The sequence below is a fragment of the Nonomuraea sp. SYSU D8015 genome, from assembly GCF_008065375.1.
In the GTDB taxonomy this organism is placed as follows: Bacteria; Actinomycetota; Actinomycetes; order Streptosporangiales; family Streptosporangiaceae; genus Nonomuraea.
On sequence record NZ_VJYI01000030.1, the window covers coordinates 45,957 to 68,071 of the forward strand.

14 protein-coding genes are annotated in these 22,115 nt (G+C 71.3%); 8 read left to right on the top strand and 6 right to left on the bottom strand.

What is annotated here, in order from left to right:
* Nucleotides 1–8 precede the first annotated feature (8 nt).
* The 4 genes from ID574_RS52200 to ID574_RS52215 form a co-directional block, all read right to left on the bottom strand.
* Complete coding sequence (locus tag ID574_RS52200) at nucleotides 9–872, bottom strand: carbohydrate ABC transporter permease (RefSeq protein ID WP_188196552.1); 864 nt, start codon at nucleotides 870–872, stop codon at nucleotides 9–11.
* An 11-nt stretch (nucleotides 873–883) separates the two neighbouring features.
* The gene (locus tag ID574_RS52205; protein WP_223167985.1) at nucleotides 884–1,876 is read right to left on the bottom strand and encodes a carbohydrate ABC transporter permease; all 993 of its coding nucleotides are present in this window, start codon (nucleotides 1,874–1,876) and stop codon (nucleotides 884–886) included.
* Nucleotides 1,869–3,197 (bottom strand): carbohydrate ABC transporter substrate-binding protein, encoded by a 1,329-nt coding sequence (locus ID574_RS52210; RefSeq protein WP_188196553.1) that lies wholly within the window; start codon nucleotides 3,195–3,197, stop codon nucleotides 1,869–1,871. Before ID574_RS52210 ends, ID574_RS52205 begins: the two co-directional genes overlap by 8 nt.
* A gap of 134 nt (nucleotides 3,198–3,331) precedes the next feature.
* Nucleotides 3,332–4,348 (bottom strand): LacI family DNA-binding transcriptional regulator, encoded by a 1,017-nt coding sequence (locus tag ID574_RS52215; RefSeq protein ID WP_188196554.1) that lies wholly within the window; start codon nucleotides 4,346–4,348, stop codon nucleotides 3,332–3,334.
* Between the two features lie 77 nt (nucleotides 4,349–4,425).
* Here ID574_RS52215 and ID574_RS52220 point away from each other — a divergent pair, with 77 nt between their 5' ends.
* Complete coding sequence (locus ID574_RS52220) at nucleotides 4,426–6,270, top strand: glycoside hydrolase family 35 protein (protein ID WP_223167986.1); 1,845 nt, start codon at nucleotides 4,426–4,428, stop codon at nucleotides 6,268–6,270.
* Here the strand turns inward: ID574_RS52220 and ID574_RS52225 are convergent.
* Nucleotides 6,263–8,245: a glycoside hydrolase family 84 protein gene (locus ID574_RS52225; RefSeq protein WP_188196555.1), complete on the bottom strand. Its 1,983-nt coding sequence runs from the start codon at nucleotides 8,243–8,245 to the stop codon at nucleotides 6,263–6,265. The two genes, ID574_RS52220 and ID574_RS52225, sit on opposite strands and share 8 nt — an antisense overlap.
* Nucleotides 8,242–9,354: a LacI family DNA-binding transcriptional regulator gene (locus ID574_RS52230; RefSeq protein ID WP_188196556.1), complete on the bottom strand. Its 1,113-nt coding sequence runs from the start codon at nucleotides 9,352–9,354 to the stop codon at nucleotides 8,242–8,244. The genes ID574_RS52225 and ID574_RS52230 overlap by 4 nt, the downstream gene beginning before the upstream one ends.
* A 162-nt stretch (nucleotides 9,355–9,516) precedes the next feature.
* Here ID574_RS52230 and ID574_RS52235 point away from each other — a divergent pair, with 162 nt between their 5' ends.
* The 7 genes from ID574_RS52235 to ID574_RS52265 all read left to right on the top strand — a co-directional run bounded on the left by ID574_RS52235 (nucleotide 9,517) and on the right by ID574_RS52265 (nucleotide 22,042).
* Nucleotides 9,517–12,669 (top strand): alpha-mannosidase, encoded by a 3,153-nt coding sequence (locus tag ID574_RS52235; protein ID WP_188196557.1) that lies wholly within the window; start codon nucleotides 9,517–9,519, stop codon nucleotides 12,667–12,669.
* Between the two features lie 64 nt (nucleotides 12,670–12,733).
* Nucleotides 12,734–14,026 carry an ABC transporter substrate-binding protein gene (locus tag ID574_RS52240; RefSeq protein WP_188196558.1) on the top strand — a complete coding sequence of 431 codons (1,293 nt, stop codon included), beginning with the start codon at nucleotides 12,734–12,736 and terminating at the stop codon, nucleotides 14,024–14,026.
* On the top strand, nucleotides 14,023–14,979 hold the full coding sequence (locus ID574_RS52245) for a carbohydrate ABC transporter permease (protein ID WP_188196559.1): 957 nt from the start codon (nucleotides 14,023–14,025) through the stop codon (nucleotides 14,977–14,979). The genes ID574_RS52240 and ID574_RS52245 overlap by 4 nt, the downstream gene beginning before the upstream one ends.
* A complete protein-coding gene (locus ID574_RS52250; protein WP_188196560.1) occupies nucleotides 14,979–15,827 on the top strand; it encodes a carbohydrate ABC transporter permease in 849 nt (282 codons plus the stop codon). The genes ID574_RS52245 and ID574_RS52250 overlap by 1 nt, the downstream gene beginning before the upstream one ends.
* 1 nt (nucleotide 15,828) lies before the next feature.
* The gene (locus ID574_RS52255) at nucleotides 15,829–17,130 is read left to right on the top strand and encodes a glycoside hydrolase 5 family protein (RefSeq protein WP_223167987.1); all 1,302 of its coding nucleotides are present in this window, start codon (nucleotides 15,829–15,831) and stop codon (nucleotides 17,128–17,130) included.
* Nucleotides 17,117–19,363: a glycoside hydrolase family 3 protein gene (locus ID574_RS52260; protein WP_188196561.1), complete on the top strand. Its 2,247-nt coding sequence runs from the start codon at nucleotides 17,117–17,119 to the stop codon at nucleotides 19,361–19,363. Before ID574_RS52255 ends, ID574_RS52260 begins: the two co-directional genes overlap by 14 nt.
* Before the next feature lie 9 nt (nucleotides 19,364–19,372).
* Entirely contained in the window at nucleotides 19,373–22,042 is a 2,670-nt protein-coding gene (locus tag ID574_RS52265; RefSeq protein ID WP_188196562.1) for an endo-beta-N-acetylglucosaminidase, read from the top strand.
* The last annotated feature ends 73 nt before the right edge of the window (nucleotides 22,043–22,115 follow it).

The window sequence follows — 22,115 nt, forward strand, 5'->3', positions numbered from 1 at the left end:
AGGCTCCTTCAGCCCTTCACACCGCCGGAGGCCATGCCTTCGATGAGCCGGCGTTGGATGAGCGCGTAGAAGATGAGGACGGGGACGATGACGATGACCATGCCGGCGTAGAGACGCCCGTAGTCGGCCGCAGCCTTCTGGGCGGTCATCAGGTTGAGCAGGCCCACCTGCAGCGTCTTGCCCTCGCCGGGGAGCAGGGTGAGCGCGATGATGAAGTCGTTCCAGTAGGCCAGGAAGTTGAACAGGATCACGGTGGTGAGCGCCGGGCGCGCCATCGGCAGCATGACCCTGGTCATGATCCGGACGCGGGACGCGCCGTCCAGGGCGGCCGCCTCCTCGTACTCGGCCGGTATCGACCGGAAATACGCGGTGAGCAGATAGATGGTGAACGGGATCGACGTGGCCGCGTAGACGAGCGACAGGATCCCGGGGTTGTCGATGAAGAAGCCGCCGGGCAGCACGTCGGCGAGGGCGCGGTCCCAGCCGACGAGCATGAGGAAGATCGGCACGACGATGTAGTTGACGTTGACGAACAACCCGGCCAGGAGCGCGACCTCCACGAGGCCGCGGCCGCGGAACTCGTACCGGGCGACGACATAGGCCGCCGGCACGGAGACCGCCAGGACGAACACCAGCCCGAGCAGCGTGACGAGCACCGAGGTGAGGAAGTACTGTCCCATGCGGGCGGTGACGAACGCGTCGGCGTAGTTCTGCAGGTGCGGGCCCTCCGGCAGCGCCCAGGGCGTGCCGAAGAACTCGCTCTTGCGCTTGAGTGAGGCGAACAGCACCCAGGCGAGCGGCACCGCGATGGCCAGCGCGATCGCGGTGACGAGGACGTAGGTCAGCGTCCGGCGCCAGTTGATCGTGGTCATGGTGGCCGTCCTCAGAACTGGAGGGGCTCGCGCCGCGTCGCGCGGCTCACCAGGAGCGTGACCAGGAACGAGAACGCGAAGATGACGACGCCTATGGCCATGCCGTAGCCGTAGGAGGAGTTCGTGTAGGCCTGCTTGTACATGTAACTCAGCAGGACCTCGGAGGAGCCGTCGGGCCCGCCGCCGGTGAGCGCGCGGACCAGGACGAAGCTGAGGTTGACCGCGCTCATGACGAAGAACGTCAGCGTCGTGCGGAGGTTCTGCCAGATGAGCGGCAGCGTGATGGCGAAGAACTGCCGGCCGGCGGAGGCGCCGTCGAGCGCGGAGGCCTCGTAGAGCTCCTCCGGGATGCTCGCCATGCCGGACATGTAGAGGACCATGTAGTAGCCGAGCGACTGCCACACCATCGCGATCGCGACGGACCAGAGCACGAGCTGCTGGTCGCCGAGCCAGACCTGCCGCAGCGCGTCGAGCGAGAGCAGCCGCAGGGCGCCGTTGAGCAGGCCGTTCTCCTGGTCCAGGACGGCGGAGAAGATCGCCGCGATCACGACCACGGACAACACGCTCGGGACGTAGAGGATGAACCGGTAGAGGGTACGCCCCCGCAGGCGTTGCCGGGTCATGATCGCGGCGAGGAACAGGCCCAGGCCCATCGTCACGACGGTCACGACGACCAGGAGCGCGACGGTGTTCTGGAACGCCCGGACGAACTGCTCGTCGTCGAGGAGCCGGGCGAAGTTGTCCAGCCCCGTGAAGCGCATGTCCGGGGAGAAGCCGCTCCAGGTGTAGAACGACATCCGGAACACGTTCACGGTCGGCACGACCATGAAGACCGCGAACAGGACGAGCGCGGGCAGGAGGCAGGCGAGCACGAAGACGCCGTCGCCGCGCCGGCGGCCGCCACCGGCCCGGGGACGCCCGCCGGAGGGCGCCGCGACGGGCGCGCGGCCCGCCGAGCCCGAGGGGGTGGAGACGGCCGTCCCGCCGACGGGCACGTCAGCCACCCGCCTGACGCAGCTTCTCGCTGGCGTCGTTGAGCGCGGCCTGCCACTGGTCCTCGGTCTTGTCGCCGCTGATGATGCTGTTGGCGGTGTCGAAGAGCGTGGCCTTGATGTCGACGCCCGCGACGGGCGCGGTGCCCGCGAACCCGCCGACGAGCGCGGCGACCGACGGGTCCTCGTAGACCTTGTAGAACTCGGCGTTCTCCCCGGACAGGCTGCTCGTGATGCCCTGGATCGGCTGGATCGCGTCCGACTTGGCGAAGATCTTCGCCGCCGCGTCGGAGTACAGGTAGGCGATGAACTCCTTCGCCGCGTCCTTGTTCTTGGCCGCGGCGGGGATCCAGACCGACTCGACCGACGTGGTGATGTAGCGCTTGCCGCCCGGGGTGACGGCCGGCAGCGGCGTCAGGCCCCACTGGAAGCCGTCGGCGCGCGGGGCGTCGGCCATCTCGCCGACGACCCAGGTGCCGTTCGGCATGAACAGCGCCTTGTTGTCGAGGACCGCCTGCTGGTTCTTGGTGAAGTCCTGCTCGTTGGCGTACCCGACCGTGGTCGGCGCGGCGTACTTCAGCAGCCGGGTGGTGAGGTCGAGGACCTGCCGGGCCTGCGGGGTCTGCCAGACGCCCTGCTTGTACGTCATGACGTCGGTGTAGAACTGCTCCCCGCCGACGTCGGCGAGCAGCGCGAAGAAGAACGAGTCGAGGTACCCGGCGGTCGGGTACGTGAACAGCGCGATCTTCTCCTTCTTGGCCGTCTCCCCGAGCGCGAACATCTCGTCCCAGGTGGCCGGGACCTTCCACCCCTTCTGGGCGAACAGGCCCTTGTTGTAGACGAGCCCGGTCGGCGCGTAGTACATCGGCATCAGGTACGTCTGGTCCGTGCCGTAGGGGTTGGTGTTGAGGTTTCCGACGATGCCGTTGATGAGCTTGTCCCCGACGGTCTTGTCCTCGCCGGGGACCTTCGCCTTCAGCACGGGCGTGAGGTCCTCGAGGGCCTTGTCCTTCACGAGGGTCTCGGTGAGCGCGGCCTTGCGGCCCTGACCGAGCACCACGACGTCGGGGAAGCGCCCGGCCTTCATGTTCGGGGTGATCTCGTCCTCGATGCTCTTCGAGATCTGCAACTGCACGTCGACGTCGGGGTTCGCGGCCTCGTACGCCTGGATGACCTCGGCGTACATGTCCCGGCCGTAGCCGCCTTCGAGGGCGGCGACGCTCAGGGTGGTCTTGCCGCCGGAGGCCGAGCCGTCCCCGTCGGCGGCCGAGCAGCCGGTGAGCAGTCCGAGCGCCGTTACGGCGGCGCCCGCCAGGACGAGTGATCTCCTCATGGTTCTGGGATCCTTCCCGTGGACAGCTGCCCACCTGGGGGGTGGAGGAACGGAGTCCGGGTCCGGACGTTGTTACAGTGGCATCGATAACATGGACGGCGCAAGAGGCACTTCAGAAACGGCCGGCGCGCGGCTCAGGAACGACGCGGCGGCGCCGTGGACTCGCGGATCGACAGCGACGCCGTCACGAGGGAGTCGCCGGCGCCGGCACCGCGCAGCAGCAGGGCGACGGCGGCCGCGCCGGAGCGGTAGAAGTCCTGCCGCACGGTGGTGAGCGGCGGGTGGCAGTAGGCCGCCAGGGCGATGTCGTCGACGCCCACGATGGACACGTCCCCGGGCACCGACCGGCCGCGCTCGCGCAGCGCGCGGATCACCCCGAAGGCCATCTCGTCGCTGGCGGCGAAGACGGCGGTCACGTCCGGGATCATCGCGAGGACCTGCCCCTGCCGGTATCCCGAGCCGGGCGACCAGTCGCCCTCCAGCGGGGGAGGCGCCTCGATCCCGGCCGCGGCCAGGCACTCCTGCCAGCCCTCCCGCCGCTGACGCGCCTCGATCCACTCGTCCGGGCCCGACACGTGCCACACCTGGCGGTGCCCGAGGTCGAGCAGGTGCTGGGTGGCGATGCGGCCCGCCTCCTTCTGGTCGATCCCGAGCACCCGGGCGCTCGCGGTGCGGGAGCCGTCGAGCGTGACAGTGGGGATGTCGCGGGTGATGTCCTCCATCTTCTGGGTGACGGAGATGAGCGGCACGGCGATGACGATGCCGTCGACCCCCTGGTCGGCGAGCTTGGACAGGGAACGCTCCATCAGGCCGGTGTCGAGCCTGGCGATGGTCGCGATGCTCACCGCGTAGCCGGCCTCGCCGGCGGCCGCCTCGACGCCGGCGGTCACCGCCGAGCGCGAGTAGTAGCCGCCGGACTGCAGCAGCACCAGCCCGATGGTGTGGCTCTGCCCGGAGGAGAGCACCCGGGCGGCGTTGTTGAAGCGGTAGCCGAGCTGCTCCACCGCGGCCAGCACGCGCTTCCTGGTCTCCGGGTTGACGTTCGGCGAGTCGCGGAGCGCGCGTGAGACCGTCTGTGCCGAAACCCCGGCGGTCCTGGCCACGTCAGCCATGCTCGGCTGCCTCCTGGGCCGCGCGGTGGCCTTGGTCATGGCGCTCCTCTCACCCTGCCGTGATCTGAATCATTGCGTCCTTGTTACGTATGGCATCGATAACATAGTCTCGCGTGGTGATCGAGCTGCCTGCGCCGGACACCTCTCCGGCCCCGACGACGACCACGACCGACGCCACGAGCGCGCTGACCTGGCGCGGGCGCCGCCTCTACCGGCACGGCGTCCCCCATCGCATCCTGTCCGGGGGACTCCACTACTTCCGCGTCCACCCCGAGCTCTGGCGGGACCGGATCCGCCGGCTCGCCGACCTCGGGCTCAACACGGTCGACACCTACGTGGCCTGGAACTTCCACCAGCCCCGCGAGGACGAGCCGCCGCGCTTCGACGGCTGGCGCGACGTCGAGCGGTTCATCCGCACGGTGGGGGAGGAGGGCCTCGACGTCGTCGTCCGGCCCGGCCCGTACATCTGCGCGGAGTGGTCGAACGGCGGCCTGCCGAGCTGGCTCACCGGCCGCGACGTCGCCGTCCGCAGCTCCGACCCGGCGTTCACCTCCGCGGTCGGCCGCTGGTTCGACGAGTTGATCCCGCGCCTGGCCGCGCTCCAGGCCGCCGAGGGCGGGCCGATCGTGGCGGTGCAGGTGGAGAACGAGTTCGGCAGCTTCGGCGACGACCAGGCCTACCTGCGCTGGAACCGCGAGGCCCTGATCGCGCGCGGCGTCCGCGAGCTGCTGTTCACCGCCGACGGCCCCACCGAGCTGATGCTGGACGGCGGCACCCTGCCGGGAACCCTGACCGCCGTCACGCTGGGCTCCGACCCCGACGCCGCCCGGCGGCTCCTCGCGGCGCGGCGGCCGGACGAGCCGTTCGTCGTCGCCGAGTTCTGGAACGGCTGGTTCGACCACTGGGGCGAGCGGCACCACGTCCGCGCGCCGGACAGCGTCGTGCGCGCACTCGGGAGGATCGTCGCCGACGGCGGCAGCGTGAGCATCTACATGGCGCACGGCGGGACCAACTTCGGGCTCTGGGCGGGCGCCAACGAGCACGAGGGCCGGCTGCAGCCCACCGTGACCAGCTACGACTCCGACGCGCCGGTCGCCGAGGACGGCACGCTCACCGCCAAGTTCTTCGCCGTGCGGGAGGCGCTCGGCGCCCGCGCACCCGTGCGGATGCCCGTGCGGATGCCGACGCTCCCGCCGGCGCGCCTCCCGCTCGCCCACCGCGCCGACCTGCTCGCCGGCCTTCGCGCGGGTCTCAGTACCGGGCCGGCGCCCACCTCGACGGGGCCGCGCCCGGCCTCGTTCGAGCGGCTCGGGCTCGACGCCGGAATGGTCCTGCACACCGCGCGCCCGCGCATCCCGGCGGGCGAGCACCGGCTCGTCCTCACCGACGTGCGCGACCGGGCCCTGGTCTTCTGCGACGGCGCCGTCCTCGGCGTCGCCGATCCCGACCACCCGGAGCTCCCGGTACGCGGAACCGGCGCCGTCGTCCGCCTGGAGGTCCTGGTCGAGAACCTCGGCCGGGTCAACTACGGGCCCGGCATCGGCGGGCACAAGGGCCTGCTCGGCCCCGTGCTCGTCGACCGGCGCACCGTGCAGGGCTGGGACAGCACGCCGGTCGCGCTGCAGGAGTGGTCCGCCGCCGAGCTGGCCCGCGCGGTCGCGGCCGGCCCCGCCACCGCGCACGCCGGCTTCGCCGTGGCGACGGTGCACGTCGAGACGCCCGCCGACACCTTCCTCGCCCTGCCGGGATCGAGCCGGGGCCTGGTCTGGGTCAACGGGTTCCTGCTCGGCCGCTACTGGGAGATCGGGCCGCAGGTCACGCTGTACTGCCCGGCCCCGCTGCTCCACGCGGGGGAGAACGTCGTGTCAGTCCTCGAGCTGGAACGCCTCGGCGGGATCCTGGAGCTGCGCGACCGCCCCGAGCTGGGACCTCCTGAGGAGTACGTCGAGGAGTTCAGCTGACCCGAGCCGCCTCCCACCGTTGGAGCCTGGCTTCGGCCTCGGTCAGGAAGACGTCGAGCACCCCGTCGCCTATCCGGGGCTCGGCCGAGCCCCAGCGGTTGCGCGGCGGGCTGACCCGGATGGCGCGGGCCTGCCGCTGCAGCTCCCGCGACTCGGCGAGCAGGGCGCCTGCCGTGGCCTCGTCCCCAGCCTCCCGGGCATGCAGCGCGCCGAGCATGGCCACCATCGCCCTGCCCCACAGCTCGGTGGCGTCCAGCCAGGACGCGGCGTCGACGGTGAAGCCCTTCTGCACCGATCCGCCGCGGATGGTGGCCGGCGCGGCGGCGATGGCCTGCGCGTACGGGCGCAGCGCGGTGATCGCCTCGGCGCGGCGCCCGGCGTCCCACGCCCGCCAGAACGCGGCCGTGCGTGCGGCGAGCACGGGCGCCTGGGGCTGCCAGGCGGTGCCGCCGAAGGTCGGCGCCAGGTGCTCCAGGTCGCCGAAGACCAGCAGGGCCTCGGTGGCCGCCCGGTCGCCGCCTGCGAGGTAGGCCATCGCGCGCGGCCAGCTCCTCTTCGCGTCGTACGCACGGTCGTTCCAGGTGAAGTCCGCGGCCCCGAAGACCGCGACCTTGCTCGCGTACGGCTGGTTCATCGGGTTGGCCACGATGCCGGACAGGTGCGCCGACAGGCCGCCCTCACGCTTGTCGTACGGCGCCAGCAGCAGCCGGCCGCTGGTCTCGCCGTAGTCGTTGACCGGGTAGTTGTCCCAGACGAAGACCTTGCGGCCGAACAGCTCCGCCGCCTTCCGGGCCTGCGCGTTCGTGATCTCCGGCGGCACGGTGTCGGTGCCGGTCCACATCACCTCGATCGCGCCGTCGAGGGATTGCCGCATGGTCTGCTTGTACGCGGTGTCGGTCAGGTCGCCGTACTCGGTGGGCACCATCTGCAGCGGCCGGGCGCCCTCGTGCGTGGCGATGAAGGTCCGCTGCACGTCGTTGAGCAGATCGACCTGGGCCTTCGCCGCGGCGGTGCGTCCGGCGGGGCCGTAGGCGGCCTCGTCCGCCGCGCAGTTCCAGCGGGTGTAGCTGATGTCGTCCAGCGGGATGGAGAAGGCCCTGGCGCCCAGGTCGTAGAGCGCCTGCAGCTTCTGCTTCAGCACGGCGCGGTCCGTCTGGTCGGAATAGCAGATCGACACGCCGGGGGAGAGGGCGAAGGTGAAGCGGACGTGGTTGGCGTCGGCCCGTGCCACCAGCTCGCCCAGCTCGGCGAGCTTGTCCGCCGGGTAGGGGTCGCGCCACTTGTCGCGGTGGTAGGGGTCGTCCTTGGGGGCGTAGATGTAGGTGTTGGCCTTGACGTCGCCGTAGAAGTCCATCTGGTCGAGGCGCTCGGCGTGCGTCCACGGCGCGCCGTAGAAGCCCTCGATGGTGCCGCGCAGCGGCATGGACGGGAAGTCGCTCACCTGGACCCCCGCCACCCTCCAGCCGGCGCTGGACCGGACGAACAACTGGCGCAACGTCTGCACGGCGTAGAACTGGCCCGCGGCGTCCCTGCCGCCCAGGGCGATCTGACGCCGGTCGCCGCCCGAGACCCGCACCGCGTACCCCTCGGCCTTGTCGGGCACGACCGTGTCGCCGAGCGCCTCGGCGACGTCCGGCCGTGCCGCGGGGCCGAGGCGCACCGTGAGCAGGCGGGACGCGGCCGCGGGGATCCGGTCGGGGGCGACGACGTCCACCCGGTCGGCGCCGTGCGCCTTGAGCTCCCGTACGAGGCGGTCCCGGGCGGCGCGGTCGGTCCCGGCGTCGGCCACCACGAGCACCCGGCCGGTGACGACGGCGGCGGCGCCGACGCCGCTCAGCGACTGCGGAGTGGGTGACACCGACGGTAAGTCCGGGGCGGGAGCGGCATGGGCCGCGGGAATGGGCAGGAGTGCGCCGAGACCGAGGGCGGCGGCCAGCGCGAGGCAGGCCGTGGGGGTGATCGCGGGTCTTCTCACGGAACTCTCCGTTCGGGTGGAGGGGCGGTGCTGCCACGGGGCACGAGCTCGGGGGTGGGGGCCTGCACCGCGCGGGGCTCCGGACGCTCGGCCATCACGTGGAGGAGCTCGGTCGCGGTGAGCGTGCCGAGCGCGTACGTGTCGCGGGTCAGCGCGGTGATCGGGGGATGCGGCAGACGGGTGAGGACGGAGTCGTCGAAGGACACGATGGAGACGTCATCAGGCACCCGCACGCCCATCTCGGTGGCCACGCCCAGCCCCGCCACCGCCATGACGTCGCTGTCGTAGATGATCGCCGTGCACCGGGGGCTCGCCTCCAGCAGCCGGCGTGTGGCCGATGCGCCTTGAGTGTCGGAGTAGTCGGTCTCCACGGTCACGATGTCGACGCCGAGCGTTTCCCTCGCGTCGGCCACGGCCCGCAGCCGGCGCCGGGTGTGCTGGTAGGAGGGGACGCCGCTGACGTGGCCGATGAACCGGTGGCCGAGCGAAGAGAGGTAGTCCAGGATGCGGGTCATCGCCGCGTGGTCGTCGGCCCAGACGCTGGTCAGCGGGGAGGGCGCCCCGTGGCCTCCCAGGATGACGGCGGGGATGCGGAGGTCGGCGACGAGTTGCGGGCGGACGTCGTCGACCGCGAGGTCGAACAGCACGAGCCCGTCGACCCGGTTCTCGGCGGCCCAGCGGCGGTAGACCGCCACCTCCGCCTCGGTGTCCTCGACGATGAGGAGCTGGGTGGCGATGCCCTCGATGGACATGCGGGACTGCAGGCCGGACAGGACATGGGCGAAGAACGGCTCGACGCCCAGCGTGCGGGCCGGACGGGCGATGACGATGCCGACCACGTCGTTGCCGGCCCCTTTGAGTGCGCGTGCGGCCCGGTGCGGGCGCCAGTTGAGCTCCTCGGCGATGTCGAGGATGCGCTTGCGCGTCGAGTCGCTGATGCCGGGGCGGGCGTTGAAGGCGAGCGACACCGCCGAGACGGAGACGCCCGCCAGCCGCGCGATGTCGGTGCTCCTCAGCCGGCCCGGCGTGGGCTCGGGGGGCTCGGGGCGCTCGGGGGAGTCGGGTGAAGCGGCGGAGTCCTGGGGCGGAACCTCATCGTTCGGCGGCATCGCTCCTCCATCGGCGTCTGGCCCGCGGACGGCCGTCGTTATGCAAACGAGACAAGCTTCCCGCGTGACCCTGAGAACTCAAACGTATTAGTCTGCGATCACCGTAGGGCAACTAAAACGTATCAGGCATATTGTCATACCTCCGCCACGGAGAGGTACGAGATGCACAACCACCTCAGCCGGACGCTCGAACGGCTCGCCCGCGTCAAACGAGAACGGATCGCGCCCCGGATTCACACCCGGCTGGGAGACGTCGAGGTCGAGGCCTGGACGGTCGCGGACTCGGCGACATTCGGCACGGTCGCGGACTCGGCGACATTCGGCACGGTCGCGGACTCGGCGACATTCGGCACGGTCGTGGACGACGGGGAGCCGGTGAGCCCCCGCCACGCCCTCGGGCTCGCCCGCGACCCCGGCCGCACGCCTCCCGCCTACCGGCCCTTCCCCCTGGGCGCCACCTGGGGGGAGGCCTGGTCCACGACCTGGTTCAGGATCCGCGGCACGGTCGCCCCACAGCAGGCCGGCCCGGTCGACCTGGTGCTCGACCTGGGCTGGTTCGACCACTCCGTGGGCGGTCACTGCGAGGGCCTGGTCTTCACCCAGGACGGCACGATCGTCAAGGGCCTGCATCCCCGCCAGTCCGACGTCCGGTTACGGGGCGACGGCGCCGTCCCCGGCCTGCTCGACGCCGACGGCGCTTTCGTGCTCCACGTCGAGGCCGCGGCGAACCCGCTGCTGCTCGGGTTGCCGCCGTTCGTCGTCACCGAGCACGGTGAGAAGGGGGCGGAGGAGCCGTTCGAGCAGTTCAGGCTGCGCCGCGCGGAGATCGCCGCGTTCTCGCCGGAGCTCCACGCCCTGTGCTGCGACCTTGACGTCCTCGGCGGGCTGGCCGCCGAGCTGAGCGCGGACGAGCCGCGTCACTGGCGGCTGCTGCGCGCGATCGAGGAGGCGCTGGACGTCTACGACGAGGCGGACGCCGAGGCCACCGCCCGGCGGGCACGTGCGATCCTCGCCCCCCTCCTGGCCGCGCCCGCGCACGCCAGCGCGCACCGGATCACCGCCGTCGGGCACGCGCACATGGACACGGCCTGGCTGTGGCCGCTGCGCGAGACGGTGCGCAAGCTCGCCCGCACGGTCTCCAACGCGCTCGTCCTGCTCGACGCCGACCCCGAACTGGTGTACACGATGTCGTCGGCCCAGCACTTCAGCTGGCTCGAAGAGCACTATCCGGAGCTGTTCGCCCGGGTGCGGCGCCACGTCGAGCAGGGCCGGTTCATACCGGTCGGCGGCATGTGGGTCGAGGCGGACGGCGTCATCCCCACCGGCGAGTCGATGGTGCGCCAGCTGACCTACGGCAAGAGGTACTTCATCAGCCGCTTCGGCCGGGAACCGCGCGAGATGTGGCTGCCCGACTCCTTCGGCTACTCGGGCGCCCTGCCGCAGCTGGCCCGCCGGGCGGGGTCCCGCTGGTTCCTGACGCAGAAGATCTCCTGGAACGACACCACGGTCTTCCCGCACCACTCCTTCTGGTGGGAGGGCATCGACGGCACGCGGATCTTCACCCACTTCCCGCCCGCGGAGACGTACGCCGCCGAGGTGACCGCCCGCGAACTCCGTCATGCCGTCGTCACCTTCAAGGACAAGGCGATCGCGTCCCATTCGCTGCTGCCCTACGGGTACGGCGACGGAGGCGGCGGGCCCACCAGGGAGATGGCCGAGCGGCTGCGCCGCTTCGCCGACCTGGAAGGCGCGCCCCGCGTGACCTCCAGGCCACCGGCGGAGTTCTTCCGCGAGGCCGAGGCCGAACTGCGGGAGGCCGGACCCCTGCAACCGGTCCACCGCGGCGAGCTCTACCTGGAGCTGCACCGGGGCACGCTGACTTCACAGGCGGCCATGAAGCGGCACAACCGGCGCTGCGAGTCGCTGCTGCGGGCGGCGGAATACCTCTGCGCGGCGGCGAGCACGTTGCACGGCGCGCCCTACCCGCACGACGAGCTCGACGAGATCTGGCGCACCGTGCTGCTGCACCAGTTCCACGACATCCTTCCCGGAACCTCGATCGCCTGGGTGCACCGCGAGGCCCGCGACACCTATCGGGCCGTCGAGGAAAGGCTGCACGAACTGATCAAAAGGGCCGGCGCGGCGCTGGGCGCCGAGCCGGCCGAGCCCGCGGGCCTGCTGCCGCCGTTCGCGAGCGGGCGGACCGCCGCGGCGGCCGTCGTCGAGGCCGCCGACGGCGAGGACGGCGGCACGGTACTGGACGACGGCCTGCTCCGCGTCGTGATCGGCGCCGACGGCCACGTCACCTCGCTCCTCGACCTGCGAAGCGGCCGGGAGGTCGTCCCGCCCGGCAGGCGGCTCAACGAGCTCCAGCTCTTCCGCGACGAGCCCGTGCGCTGGGACGCCTGGGACGTGGACCGGCACGTGCTCCGCCACCCCCAGGCGATCGACGACCTCACGAGCCGGAGGGCGGTCCGCGACGGCCCCGACGCCGGCGTCGAGGTGGTCCGGCGGGCCGGCGCGTCCACGATCACGCTGACGATGTGGCTGCGAGCCGGCACCGGCCGGTTCGAGACCGAGTGCGCCGTCGACTGGCGGGAACGCGAACGCCTGCTGAAGGCCGCCCTCCCGGTGCGGATCATGGCGCGCACGGCGCGGTTCGAGACCCAGTACGGCTACGTCGAACGGCCGCTGCTCGCGAACACCGCGGCCGAGGAGGCCATGTTCGAAGCCGCGATGCACCGCTACGTGCAGGTGGCCGACGGCGATTTCGGCCTCGCGATCGTCAACGACACGATGTACGGGGCCGACGCCCGCGCCGACGGCGACTCCACCGTCGTCCGGCTGTCCCTGCTCCGCGGCGCGCGCTTCCCCGATCCCCGCGCCGACGCGGGCGAGCACGTCTTCCGCTGGGCGGTGCTGCCCGGCGCTGACGTGCCCGCCGCGGCCGAGGCGGCCTACGCGTTCAACACCCCCGGCCTCGCCGGCCTCCCGCGGGTCGCGCCGCTGGTGCGGCTGGAGGTCCTGACCGGGCACGCGCTCGTCGACTGGGTGAAGCTGGCCGACGACGGCTCCGGGGACCTCGTCGTACGGGTGTACGAGACGCAAGGCGGACGGGCGAGCGCACGGCTGCACTGCCGCGGGGAACTCGGCGCGGGAGCCGTCCTGTGGGAGACCGACCTGCTCGAACTGGAGATCGGCGGCGACGACGACCTGCCCGCGGCCGTGCGGCCGGCGGGCGCGCGCCGGCCCGTGGGCGAGGCCCGTCTGGAGCTCGGCCCCTTCCAGGTGGCGACGCTGCGGATCGCCCCGTGACCTGCCCTGCCCAACGCATCAAGGCCCAACGCATCAAGGCCCAACGCATCAAGGAGGACATCCGATGACCACTGCCGGAAGGAGAGGCCGGGCCCTGATAGCGGGCCTGGCCCTGGGATCGCTGCTGTTGTCCGGGTGCGGTGGCGACACGACGCCGCAGGCCGCGGGCGGATCGCTGTCGGGAACGATCAAGTTCCAGACGTGGAACCTGAAGAACGAGAAGTTCACGCCCTACTTCAACGAGCTGATCGCGGCCTTCGAGAAGGAGAACCCGGGCACCAAGATCACCTGGGTGGACCAGCCCGCCGAGGGCTACCAGGACAAGCTGTCGGCCGACGCCGCCGCCGGGGCGCTCCCCGACGTCGTGGACATGGGGCCCGAGGCCGCCTACACCCTGGCCCAGGCGGGGGTCCTGCTCGACGTCGCCAAGGCCGACCCCCAGGCCAAGGGCCTCTACCTGGACAAGGCGTGGCAGGCGATGACGTTCAGCGGCCTCGGCGGCGGGACGTACGGCTACCCGTGGTACCTGAACACCGGGCCCTCGTTCTTCAACAAGGCGCTGTTCGAGAAGTGCGGCCTGGACCCGGACAAGCTGCCCGCCACCTACGACGAGCTCTTCGACCAGGCCGAGACCATGGCCAAGAACTGCTCGGACGCGTACATGATCGCCCGGATGCCCGCCATCGAGAACTTCGGTGAGTACGGCGTGCCCCTCATGGACGCCGCCGGCAAGAAGTTCACCTACAACGACCCCAAGGGCGTGGAGTTCGTCGAGCGCTTCAAGAAGCTCTACGCCAGCAAGGGCCTGACCGAAGAGGCGCTGAACAACCTCCAGACCAAGGAGGTGGAGGAGTTCAAGGCCGGCCGGCTGGCCTACCTGTCGGGCAGCTCCTACACACTGAACGACCTGAAGGAGACCGCGCCCGACATCTACAAGTCGCTGGGCATCGGGCCGCGCATCAGCACGGCCGCTCCCAACATGTACATCGAGTCGCTCGTCGTGAACGCCACCAGCGAGAACCAGCCGCTGGCCATGGCCTTCGCCAAGTACGTGACCAACGCCGCCAACCAGCTCGCCTTCGCCAAGAAGGCCTCCGTGTTCCCCTCGTCGGCCGGGTCGATGGACGACGAGTACTTCACCAAGGACGACGGCGACCCCGCCACGAAGGTGCGGCTGGAAAGCGCCGCCCAGGTCAAGAAGGCGATCGTGTGGTGGCCGCCGGCGTTCTCCGGCTCGGCCGACGCCGAGACGCTGCGCGAGCAGATCGCCCAGGCGCTGCTGGGCAAGAAAACGGTGCAGCAGGCGCTGGACGAGTCGGTCAAGTACTCCAACGAGCGGCTGGCCCAGCACGGATGACGGTCTCCGCCCAGCACAAGATCTCCTTGCGGTGGGGCCGGCGCCGGCTCCACCGGGAGGAGGAAGCGGCGCCGGCCACCCATCGCTGGCGCGTGACCCCGTGGCTGTTCCTGCTGCCGGCGCTGGTCGTCATCGTGGTCCTGGTCCTCCTGCCGTTCCTCAACACGCTGCGGCTGGCCTTCACGGACTCCACCCTGCTGAGGAGCGGGGAGTTCACCGGGTGGGAGAACTTCCGGCGGATGTTCGCCGACGAGCGGTTCGGCACCGCGCTGCTCAACTCCACCCTCTACACCGTGTGCGTGGTGCCGCTCATGGTGGCGCTGCCGCTCGTGCTCGCCTCGCTGCTGGCCGGCACGGGGCGGCTGATGGGGCTCTTCCGCACCACGATGTACCTGCCGGTGATCATGTCGCCGGTCGTCGTCGGGCTGATCTGGACGAACATGCTCGACAAGCGGGGCCTGGTGAACGAACTGCTCGCCACGCTGAAAGCGGTCGCCGAGCCCGTCCCCTTCCTCACCGACCGCTGGCTGCTGCTGTTCAGCGCCATGTTCGTCACCGTGTGGATGGGCCTGGGCTACTACATGGTCATCTACCTGGCCGCGCTGGCGAACATCGACCCGAGCCTGTACGACGCGGCGGCGATGGACGGCGCCGGCCCCGTGCGGACCTTCCTCAACGTCACCGTCCCCGGGGTGCGCTCGACGATGGGGCTCATCGGCGTCCTTTCCTCGGTGGCGGCCTTCCGGGTGTTCGGTGAGATCTACGTGCTCACGAACGGCACGGGAGGCGTGGGCGGCGGCGATATCACGATGACCATGCTCATTCAGCGCGAGGGCACCGGCCTGCAGGCGCGTACCGGATACGCGGGCGCGATCAGCCTGGTCATGTTCGTCATCCTCGGGGGGCTGCTGATCGCGCAGCTCGTCCTGCAACGCAAGCAGAGGACGTCCTGATGTCCCGGGCACGGACCCGCCGCCGAGGCTTCTCGTCCGGCCTCGTCGTGCGCTACCTCGTCCTGCTGCTGATGGCGGTGCTGCTCGCGGGCCCCCTGCTGTGGCAGGTCTCGCTGTCGCTCAAGGGCGCCGGCGACCCGTTGTACACGCGCCCTCCCGAGCTGATCCCCGGTCATCCCACGCTGGGCAACTTCGCCACGGTGCTCGAGCGCGTTCCCGTGCCCGACTACCTGCTCAACTCCCTGATCGTGGCCGCCATGGCCGTCACCGGCAACGTGGTGGGCGCCACCTGCGCCGGCTACGCGCTGGGCAAGCTGCGTTTCCGCGGTCGCGGGGTGGCGGCGGGGATCTGCGTCGCGGCCCTGCTCGTCCCGGCCGAGACCGTGCTGATCTCGCAGTTCCTGCTGGTCAGGGCGGCAGGTCTGGCCAACACGCTGCTGGGCGTCGTCCTGCCGACGATCGTGGCCGCGCTGAACGTGCTGCTCATGCGCAACGCGTTCCGCAACCTGCCCGCCGAGTTCGAGGAGGCGGCCATCGTCGACGGCGCCAACGCCTGGCAGCGGTTCATCCGCGTCTCCGTCCCCCAGGTCAAGGGCGTCATCACCGTCGTGGCGATCTTCGCGTTCGTCGGCTCGTGGAACGACTTCCTGTGGCCCCTCATCGTGCTGTCCGACGAGGACAACTACACCCTCACCATCGGGCTCAACCGCCTGCACGGCACCTTCTACGACGACCCGCGCCTCATCGCGGCCGGCACGATCATCGCCTTGATTCCCATCGTCACGTTCTTCGCCATCTTGCAGCGCTACTTCTTCCGCGGCCTCGAAGCGGGAGGCTTGAAAGGGTGAAATGCTGAGATTCGGGGTCAACTACACGCCTTCCCGCGACTGGTTCTACTCCTGGCTGGACCCGGACTGGGCGGTCACCCGGCGCGACATGAAGGCCCTGGCCGGGCTCGGCCTGGATCACGTCCGCGTCATGCCGCTGTGGCCGGTCCTGCAGCCGAACCGGACGCTGATCCGCCGCCGCGCCCTCGACGACGTGCGTCACGTCGTCGAGATCGCCGGCGAGGCCGGCCTCGACGCCTGCGTCGACGTCCTGCAGGGGCACCTGTCGGGCTTCGACTTCGTGCCGAGCTGGCTGACGGACTGGCACCGGCGCAGCATGTTCACCGACCCCGACGCGGTCGCCGCGCAGGCCGCTCTGGTGGAGTCGCTCGACGAGCACCTGCACGACCTGCCCAACTTCCTCGGGCTGACCCTGGGCAACGAGCTCAACCAGTTCACCTCCGACCTCCATCCGGCCCCGATGGCGGCCACGGCCGAGCAGGTGACGTCCTGGCTCCGCGCCTTGCACGGCGAAGGCCCGCGCGACCGGCGCCACTTCCGGCTCAACGCCGAGTACGACGCCGTCTGGTACGCCGACGGCCACCCCTTCACCCCCGCGCACTCCTCCCGGCACGGCGACATGAGCGTGATCCACTCGTGGATCTTCAACGGCACGGCGCAGGGGTACGGTCCGATGTCGCACGAAAGCGTCAGCCACGCCCTCTACCTCATCGAGCTGTCACGGGCCTTCGCGCTCGACCCGGCACGCCCGGTGTGGCTGCAGGAGGTCGGCGCGCCCCTCAACCACCTCACCGAGGAGCAGGCGCCCGGCTTCTGCGAGGGAACCGTGCGGGCGGCGGCCGACAGCGACGCCCTGTGGGGCATCACGTGGTGGTGCTCGCACGACGTGGAGCGCAGGCTGGCCGACTTCCCGGACCTGGAGCACAGCCTCGGCCTGATCGGAGCCGACGGCGCGGTCAAGGCGATCGGCCGGCGATTCGCCGAGCTGGCCGTGGAGCTGCGGGACCGGCCGCGCCCCTCCCCGCGGCGGGAGGCCGTCGTCGTCCCGGTCGACTCCGAAGACCTTCCCGTGTCCCGGGCGGAGCTGTCTCCCGGCGGCGGCGTCTTCGAGACCTGGATGAGCCGCTCGCGCGCCGGCGCCCGCCCCGCCCTGGTCACCTCCACGACCGCGGGGGACCCGGCGGCGCTGCGCGCCCGCGGCGTCGAACACCTCGTCCACGCCGAGCCGACGGGCCGCACCTTCTACAGCTCGGTCGCCGACGCGGAAGTACTCGAGCGGATGGCCGCGCATGCCGAACGCTGAGCACGAGCCGGTCGTGGAGCGCCTGCTGGCCGAGCTCTCCCTGAGGGAGAAGGTCGGCCAGCTCAACCAGCGCCTCTTCGGCTGGCAGGCCGTCGAGCGGGCTCCCCGGGGCGGCTTCCGGCTCACCGGCCTCGCCCGCGCCGAGCTCGACCGGTGGGGCGGGCTCGGCGCGCTGTACGGGGTCTTCCGCGCCGACGCCTGGTCGGGCCGCTCCTGGGCCGACGGGATCCGGCCGGAGGAACGCGCCGAGGTCGCCGCCCTCGTCCAGGACGAGGTGTCGCGGGCCGGACGGCACGGCATCGGGGTGCTGCTGTCCGAAGAGGCGCCGCACGGGCACCAGGCGCTCGGCGGGACGCCGCTGCCGACCAACCTCGCGGTGGCCGCGGGCTGGGATCCGGCGCTGCTGGCCGAGGCCGCGGCCGCCGTCGCGGCCGAGCTCGCGGCGAGCGGGGTCCACCTGGCCCTGGTGTCGGCGCTCGACCTGCTGCGGGACCCGCGCTGGGGCCGGGCGGAGGAGTGCTTCGGAGAAGATCCGCTGCTCGCTGCCGAGCTCACCAGGGCGCTGGTGATCGGCATGCAGGGCGGCGACCACGGCGCGGTGGGCCGCGACGGCGTCGCGATCGTGCTCAAGCATCTGGCCGCGCAGGGGGAGGCCGTCGGCGGGCGCAATGGCCAGTCCGCCGTCATCGGCCCCCGCGACCTGCGCGAGCTGCACCTCCCTGCCGTACGGGCCGCGGTGGAGGCCGGGGCCCGGGGATTCATGGCGGCCTACAACGACGTCGACGGGGTGCCCTGCTGTGCCAACCGCGACCTCCTGACCGGCTTCCTGCGGGCCGAATGCGGCTTCGACGGCATCGTCATGGCCGACGGCCTGGCCGTGGACCGGCTCACCGCGATGACGGGCGACGCGACGGCCGCCGCCGTGACCGCGCTCGAGGCCGGCGTGGACCTGTCCCTGTGGGACGAGTCCTTCGCCCTCCTGGAGCAGGCCGCCGCGGCGGACCCGCGGGTGGCGGAACTGGTCGACGCCGCCTGCCGCCGGGTGCTCACGCTGAAGCAGCGCGCCGGCCTGCTCGCGGAGAGCCCGCTCGGGCGGGGCGCGCACGCTGGGGCGAGCAGCGTGCCACGGCAGGTCGCGTCCGCCGATGACGAGAGGCTCGAGGCCGCCACCCGGGCCACCGGCCGTCTTTCGCATCGCCTCGCTCACCAGTCCCTGGTCCTGCTGCACAACACCGGCGGGCTCCTGCCCCTCGAACCGAAGGCGCTGACCAAGATCGTCCTCGCCGGCCCCAACGCCCGCGACGTCACGGCCCTGCTGGGGGACTACGTACCGCCCCTGCCCGCACAGTCGGCCGCCGGCCTGGACCTCGCCCTGCGCCGGGCCCTGCCGGACGCCGAGGTCGTGTGCCCGCCCGGCACGCCCACGGCGGCCGACCTGCAGGGCGCCGACGTCGTGATCCTGGCGCTCGGGGGGACGAGCCACCGCACCTACGCCGAGGACTTCGCCGCCAACGGGGCGATCACCGGCCCGGCGGCCGTCGCGACCGCCGGGGAAGGCGTCGACCTGGCCGACGTCTCCCTGCCCGGCGCTCAGGACGACCTGGTGGCCGCCGTCCGCGCGCAGGCGACCTGCCCCGTGGCGGCCGTCGTCATCGCCGGCCGCCCGCATGTGCTCACCCGCGTGCTCGCCTGCACCGACGCGCTGCTGTGGGCGGGCTACCCCGGCCCGCACGGAGCCCGCGTGATCGTCGACGCGCTGCTCGGCGCCCACGAGCCGGTCGGCCGCCTGCCGTTCACCGCCCCACGCCACCCGGGCGCCGTGCCCGTCCGCTACAACGACCGGCACCCGGCCGCCGACGTCTACCAGGACGCGCCGGACCCGGTGCTCTTCCCCTTCGGCTCCGGCCTGCGCTACCGGCCCGTTCTGTACGAACGCCTGACCGCGGAGGCGGAGGCGGACACGGTCCGGGTGAGCGTCGACGTGGTCAACCCCGGCGGCACCGGCGCCGAGGTCATCGTGCCGCTGTTCGGGCGCCGTACCGGAGGTGTCGTGCTGCCCCGCCTGCGCGAGCTGCTCGCCTTCCGCAGGATCACCGTCCCGCCGGGCGCCCGCACCACCGTCGTCTGGAACCTGCCCGCCGCGCGCTGCTTCGCCGAAGGCGCGACGGACCGGGCACTCACCGACCTTTACGTCGAAGACCTGCACGAACCCATCAGTCGTGCCCCACAGTGAGGAGTTGTGATGGCCCGATCACATCGCACCGGAAGACGGGCGGCGATCCGCGCGGGCACCGCCGCCGTCGCCGCGATGCTCACCGTCGTGCTCGCCGCCGGCGGCGCCGCGGCCAGCGACACGCTGCCCTGGACGGGCGAGAGCGCGGTCGGCGCCAACCAGCCCTACCAGCACGGTTACTCCGCCACCGACCTGCTGCGCTGGAACCCCGCCGACGACACCCACGCCGAGTTCTTACGCGCCAAGGTGCCGCTCCAGAAGCGCAACGCCGCCAACGCCGCCACGCAGCGCAATCCGGCCCTGCCCGCCGACACCCAGCTGCTGACCCTGGCCGGCGACTACGGCAACGCCTTCTTCGAGAGCCACTCCTACACCAACGAGTTCAGCCAGTACCTCTTCACCTTCTGGCAGTACGCCGACTTCTACGCCTCCTGGCACGGCCAGCCGACCGAAGGCGTGCCCGTGAGCTACTACGACCCGACCAAGGACTGGCGGGAGAAGTGGTTCGAGTTCGGGATGCTCAACCTGCCCAACCCCGGCTACACCAACGCGGCCCACGCGAACGGGGTGCGCTCGCTGGGCTGCATCTTCTTCTCCGACCACGACCGCGGTGACCAGACCTACACCGAACTCCTGGTCCGCGACGCCGACGGCGGCTTCCCCGTGGCGGACAAACTCATCCAGATCGCCAAGTTCTACGGCTTCGACGGCTACTTCATCAACCAGGAGTCGCGGGTCGCGCCGGCGGACATCCCGGTCTACAAGCAATTCCTGCGGGCACTGCGCGAGGGCGGCCTCTACGTGCAGTGGTACGACTCCATTCACAACTCGACCGGCGCGATCTCGTACCAGAACGAGTTCAACGCGGTGAACGGCCCGTTCGTGCGCGACCCGCAGCTCGGCGACGTGTCCGACTCCATCTTCCTCAACTACTGGTGGAACAGGACGAAGCTCACCGACTCCAAGAGCTACGCCGCGAGCCTCGGCCTCGACTCCCGCAAGAGCGTCTTCGCCGGCGTGGAGGCCGGGAAAGATCAGTTCAACCAGCCGTACGACCTCGAGGACAACCTCGACGCGAGCGGTGCGCCGATGAACGCCCTCGCCACGCTCGGCGCCGACTTCGTCTCCTCCGACTACGCCGACAAGACGAACGACGCCGCCCAGCGCGACGTCTTCGACCGGGAACGCCGCTGGTGGACCGGCTCCTCGACCGGCGGAACCACACCGGAGGGCACCTGGAAGGGCATCTCCAAGTACATCGCCGAACGCTCGGTGATCAGCGGCACCACGTTCGCCACCTCCTTCAACACCGGCCACGGCCTGTCCACCTGGACCAAGGGCCGGCTGTCCAACCCGAAGGAGTGGGGCAACATCAACCTCCAGGACACACCGGTGACCTGGCAGTGGTGGGTCGACGCGGCCGGGACACCCCTCAGCGCCGACTTCGACTACGGCCCCGCGTACACGCCGGCGAGCCGGTTCTCGTACCAGAAGATCGGCGCGTACAACGGCGGCAGCTCGCTCGTCCTCAGCGGCACCCTCGACAGCGACAACACCGTGCGGCTCTACAAGACGGACCTGAAGCTCACCAAGCGCTCGACCATCGACCTCACCTACAACAAGCCCTCGGCCAGCGACGACTCCGAACTCCGGCTCGGCCTCGTCCTGGCCTCCGACCCCGGCAAGGTGATCCAGGTGCCGCTGGCCGGCTCGGGCGAGCGCACCACGGGCTGGACGACCCGGACGGCCGACCTGTCGGCGTACGCCGGTCAGCGCGTCGCCGCGCTCGGCCTGGTCGTCGCCGCCGGCGCCCGGCCCATTTCCGGATACCAGGTAAACCTGGGCGCCCTGGTGCTGCGCGACGGCAAGGATCACACCCCTCCCGCGCCGAAGGACCTGCGCGTCACCCAGCTGCTCCCCGCCACCGGCGAGCTGTTCCTGTCGTGGAAGCGGGCCCCCTACAGCCAGGTACGCCGCTACGACGTCTACCTGGACGACACCTATCTCGGCGGCATCTACGACGACGTCTACTACGTCAAGCGCTTCACGGCCACGTCGGGGACGATCAAGCTGGTGGCGGTCGGCCACGACGGGTCGGAAAGCCCGGCGGCCACCACGTCGTTCGACCTCGCCACGGCGCCGGGCCAGGTGAAGGCGGCGGCGAAGCCGGACGGCACGCTGACGGCGAGCTGGACGCCACCGGCGGGCGGCGGGCCCGTCACGCTGAAGGTCCAAAGCCTCGACACCGCCCGCCCGTACACCAAGGAGGTCCGGCTTCCCGCAACGAGCACGGGCACCACGGTGACCGGCGTGCCCGTCAACGGCGACGCCTACCTGCTCACCGTTCGGGCAGGCGAGGGCACGACCACCGGGATACGCGGGACGTTCGCCGACACCGAGATCAGCCCCTACCCGGCCGCGGCGGTGAAGATCGACGGCAACACGTTCACGTTCTCCCGCCCGACGCTTCCTGACTGGCACACCTTGACCATCCTCGAGGACGGCCGGCCGAAGTCGTTCGCGGTGACCTACAACTACGGCACCAAGCCGTACATCATCCGTGGCCGCACCACACGTGCAGCCGAAACGGTGACCATGTCCAGCGCCACCAGCGAGGTGGTCGCCGTCCTGGAGGACTACGCCGGCAACAAGGCCACGACCGTGCTGCGAGGCGACTGACCGCGAACGCGCGGGGGCGCCGCGGCAGCCGTGCCGCGGCGCCCCGTCCGGCGCGATCGTGACCGCGCAGCTA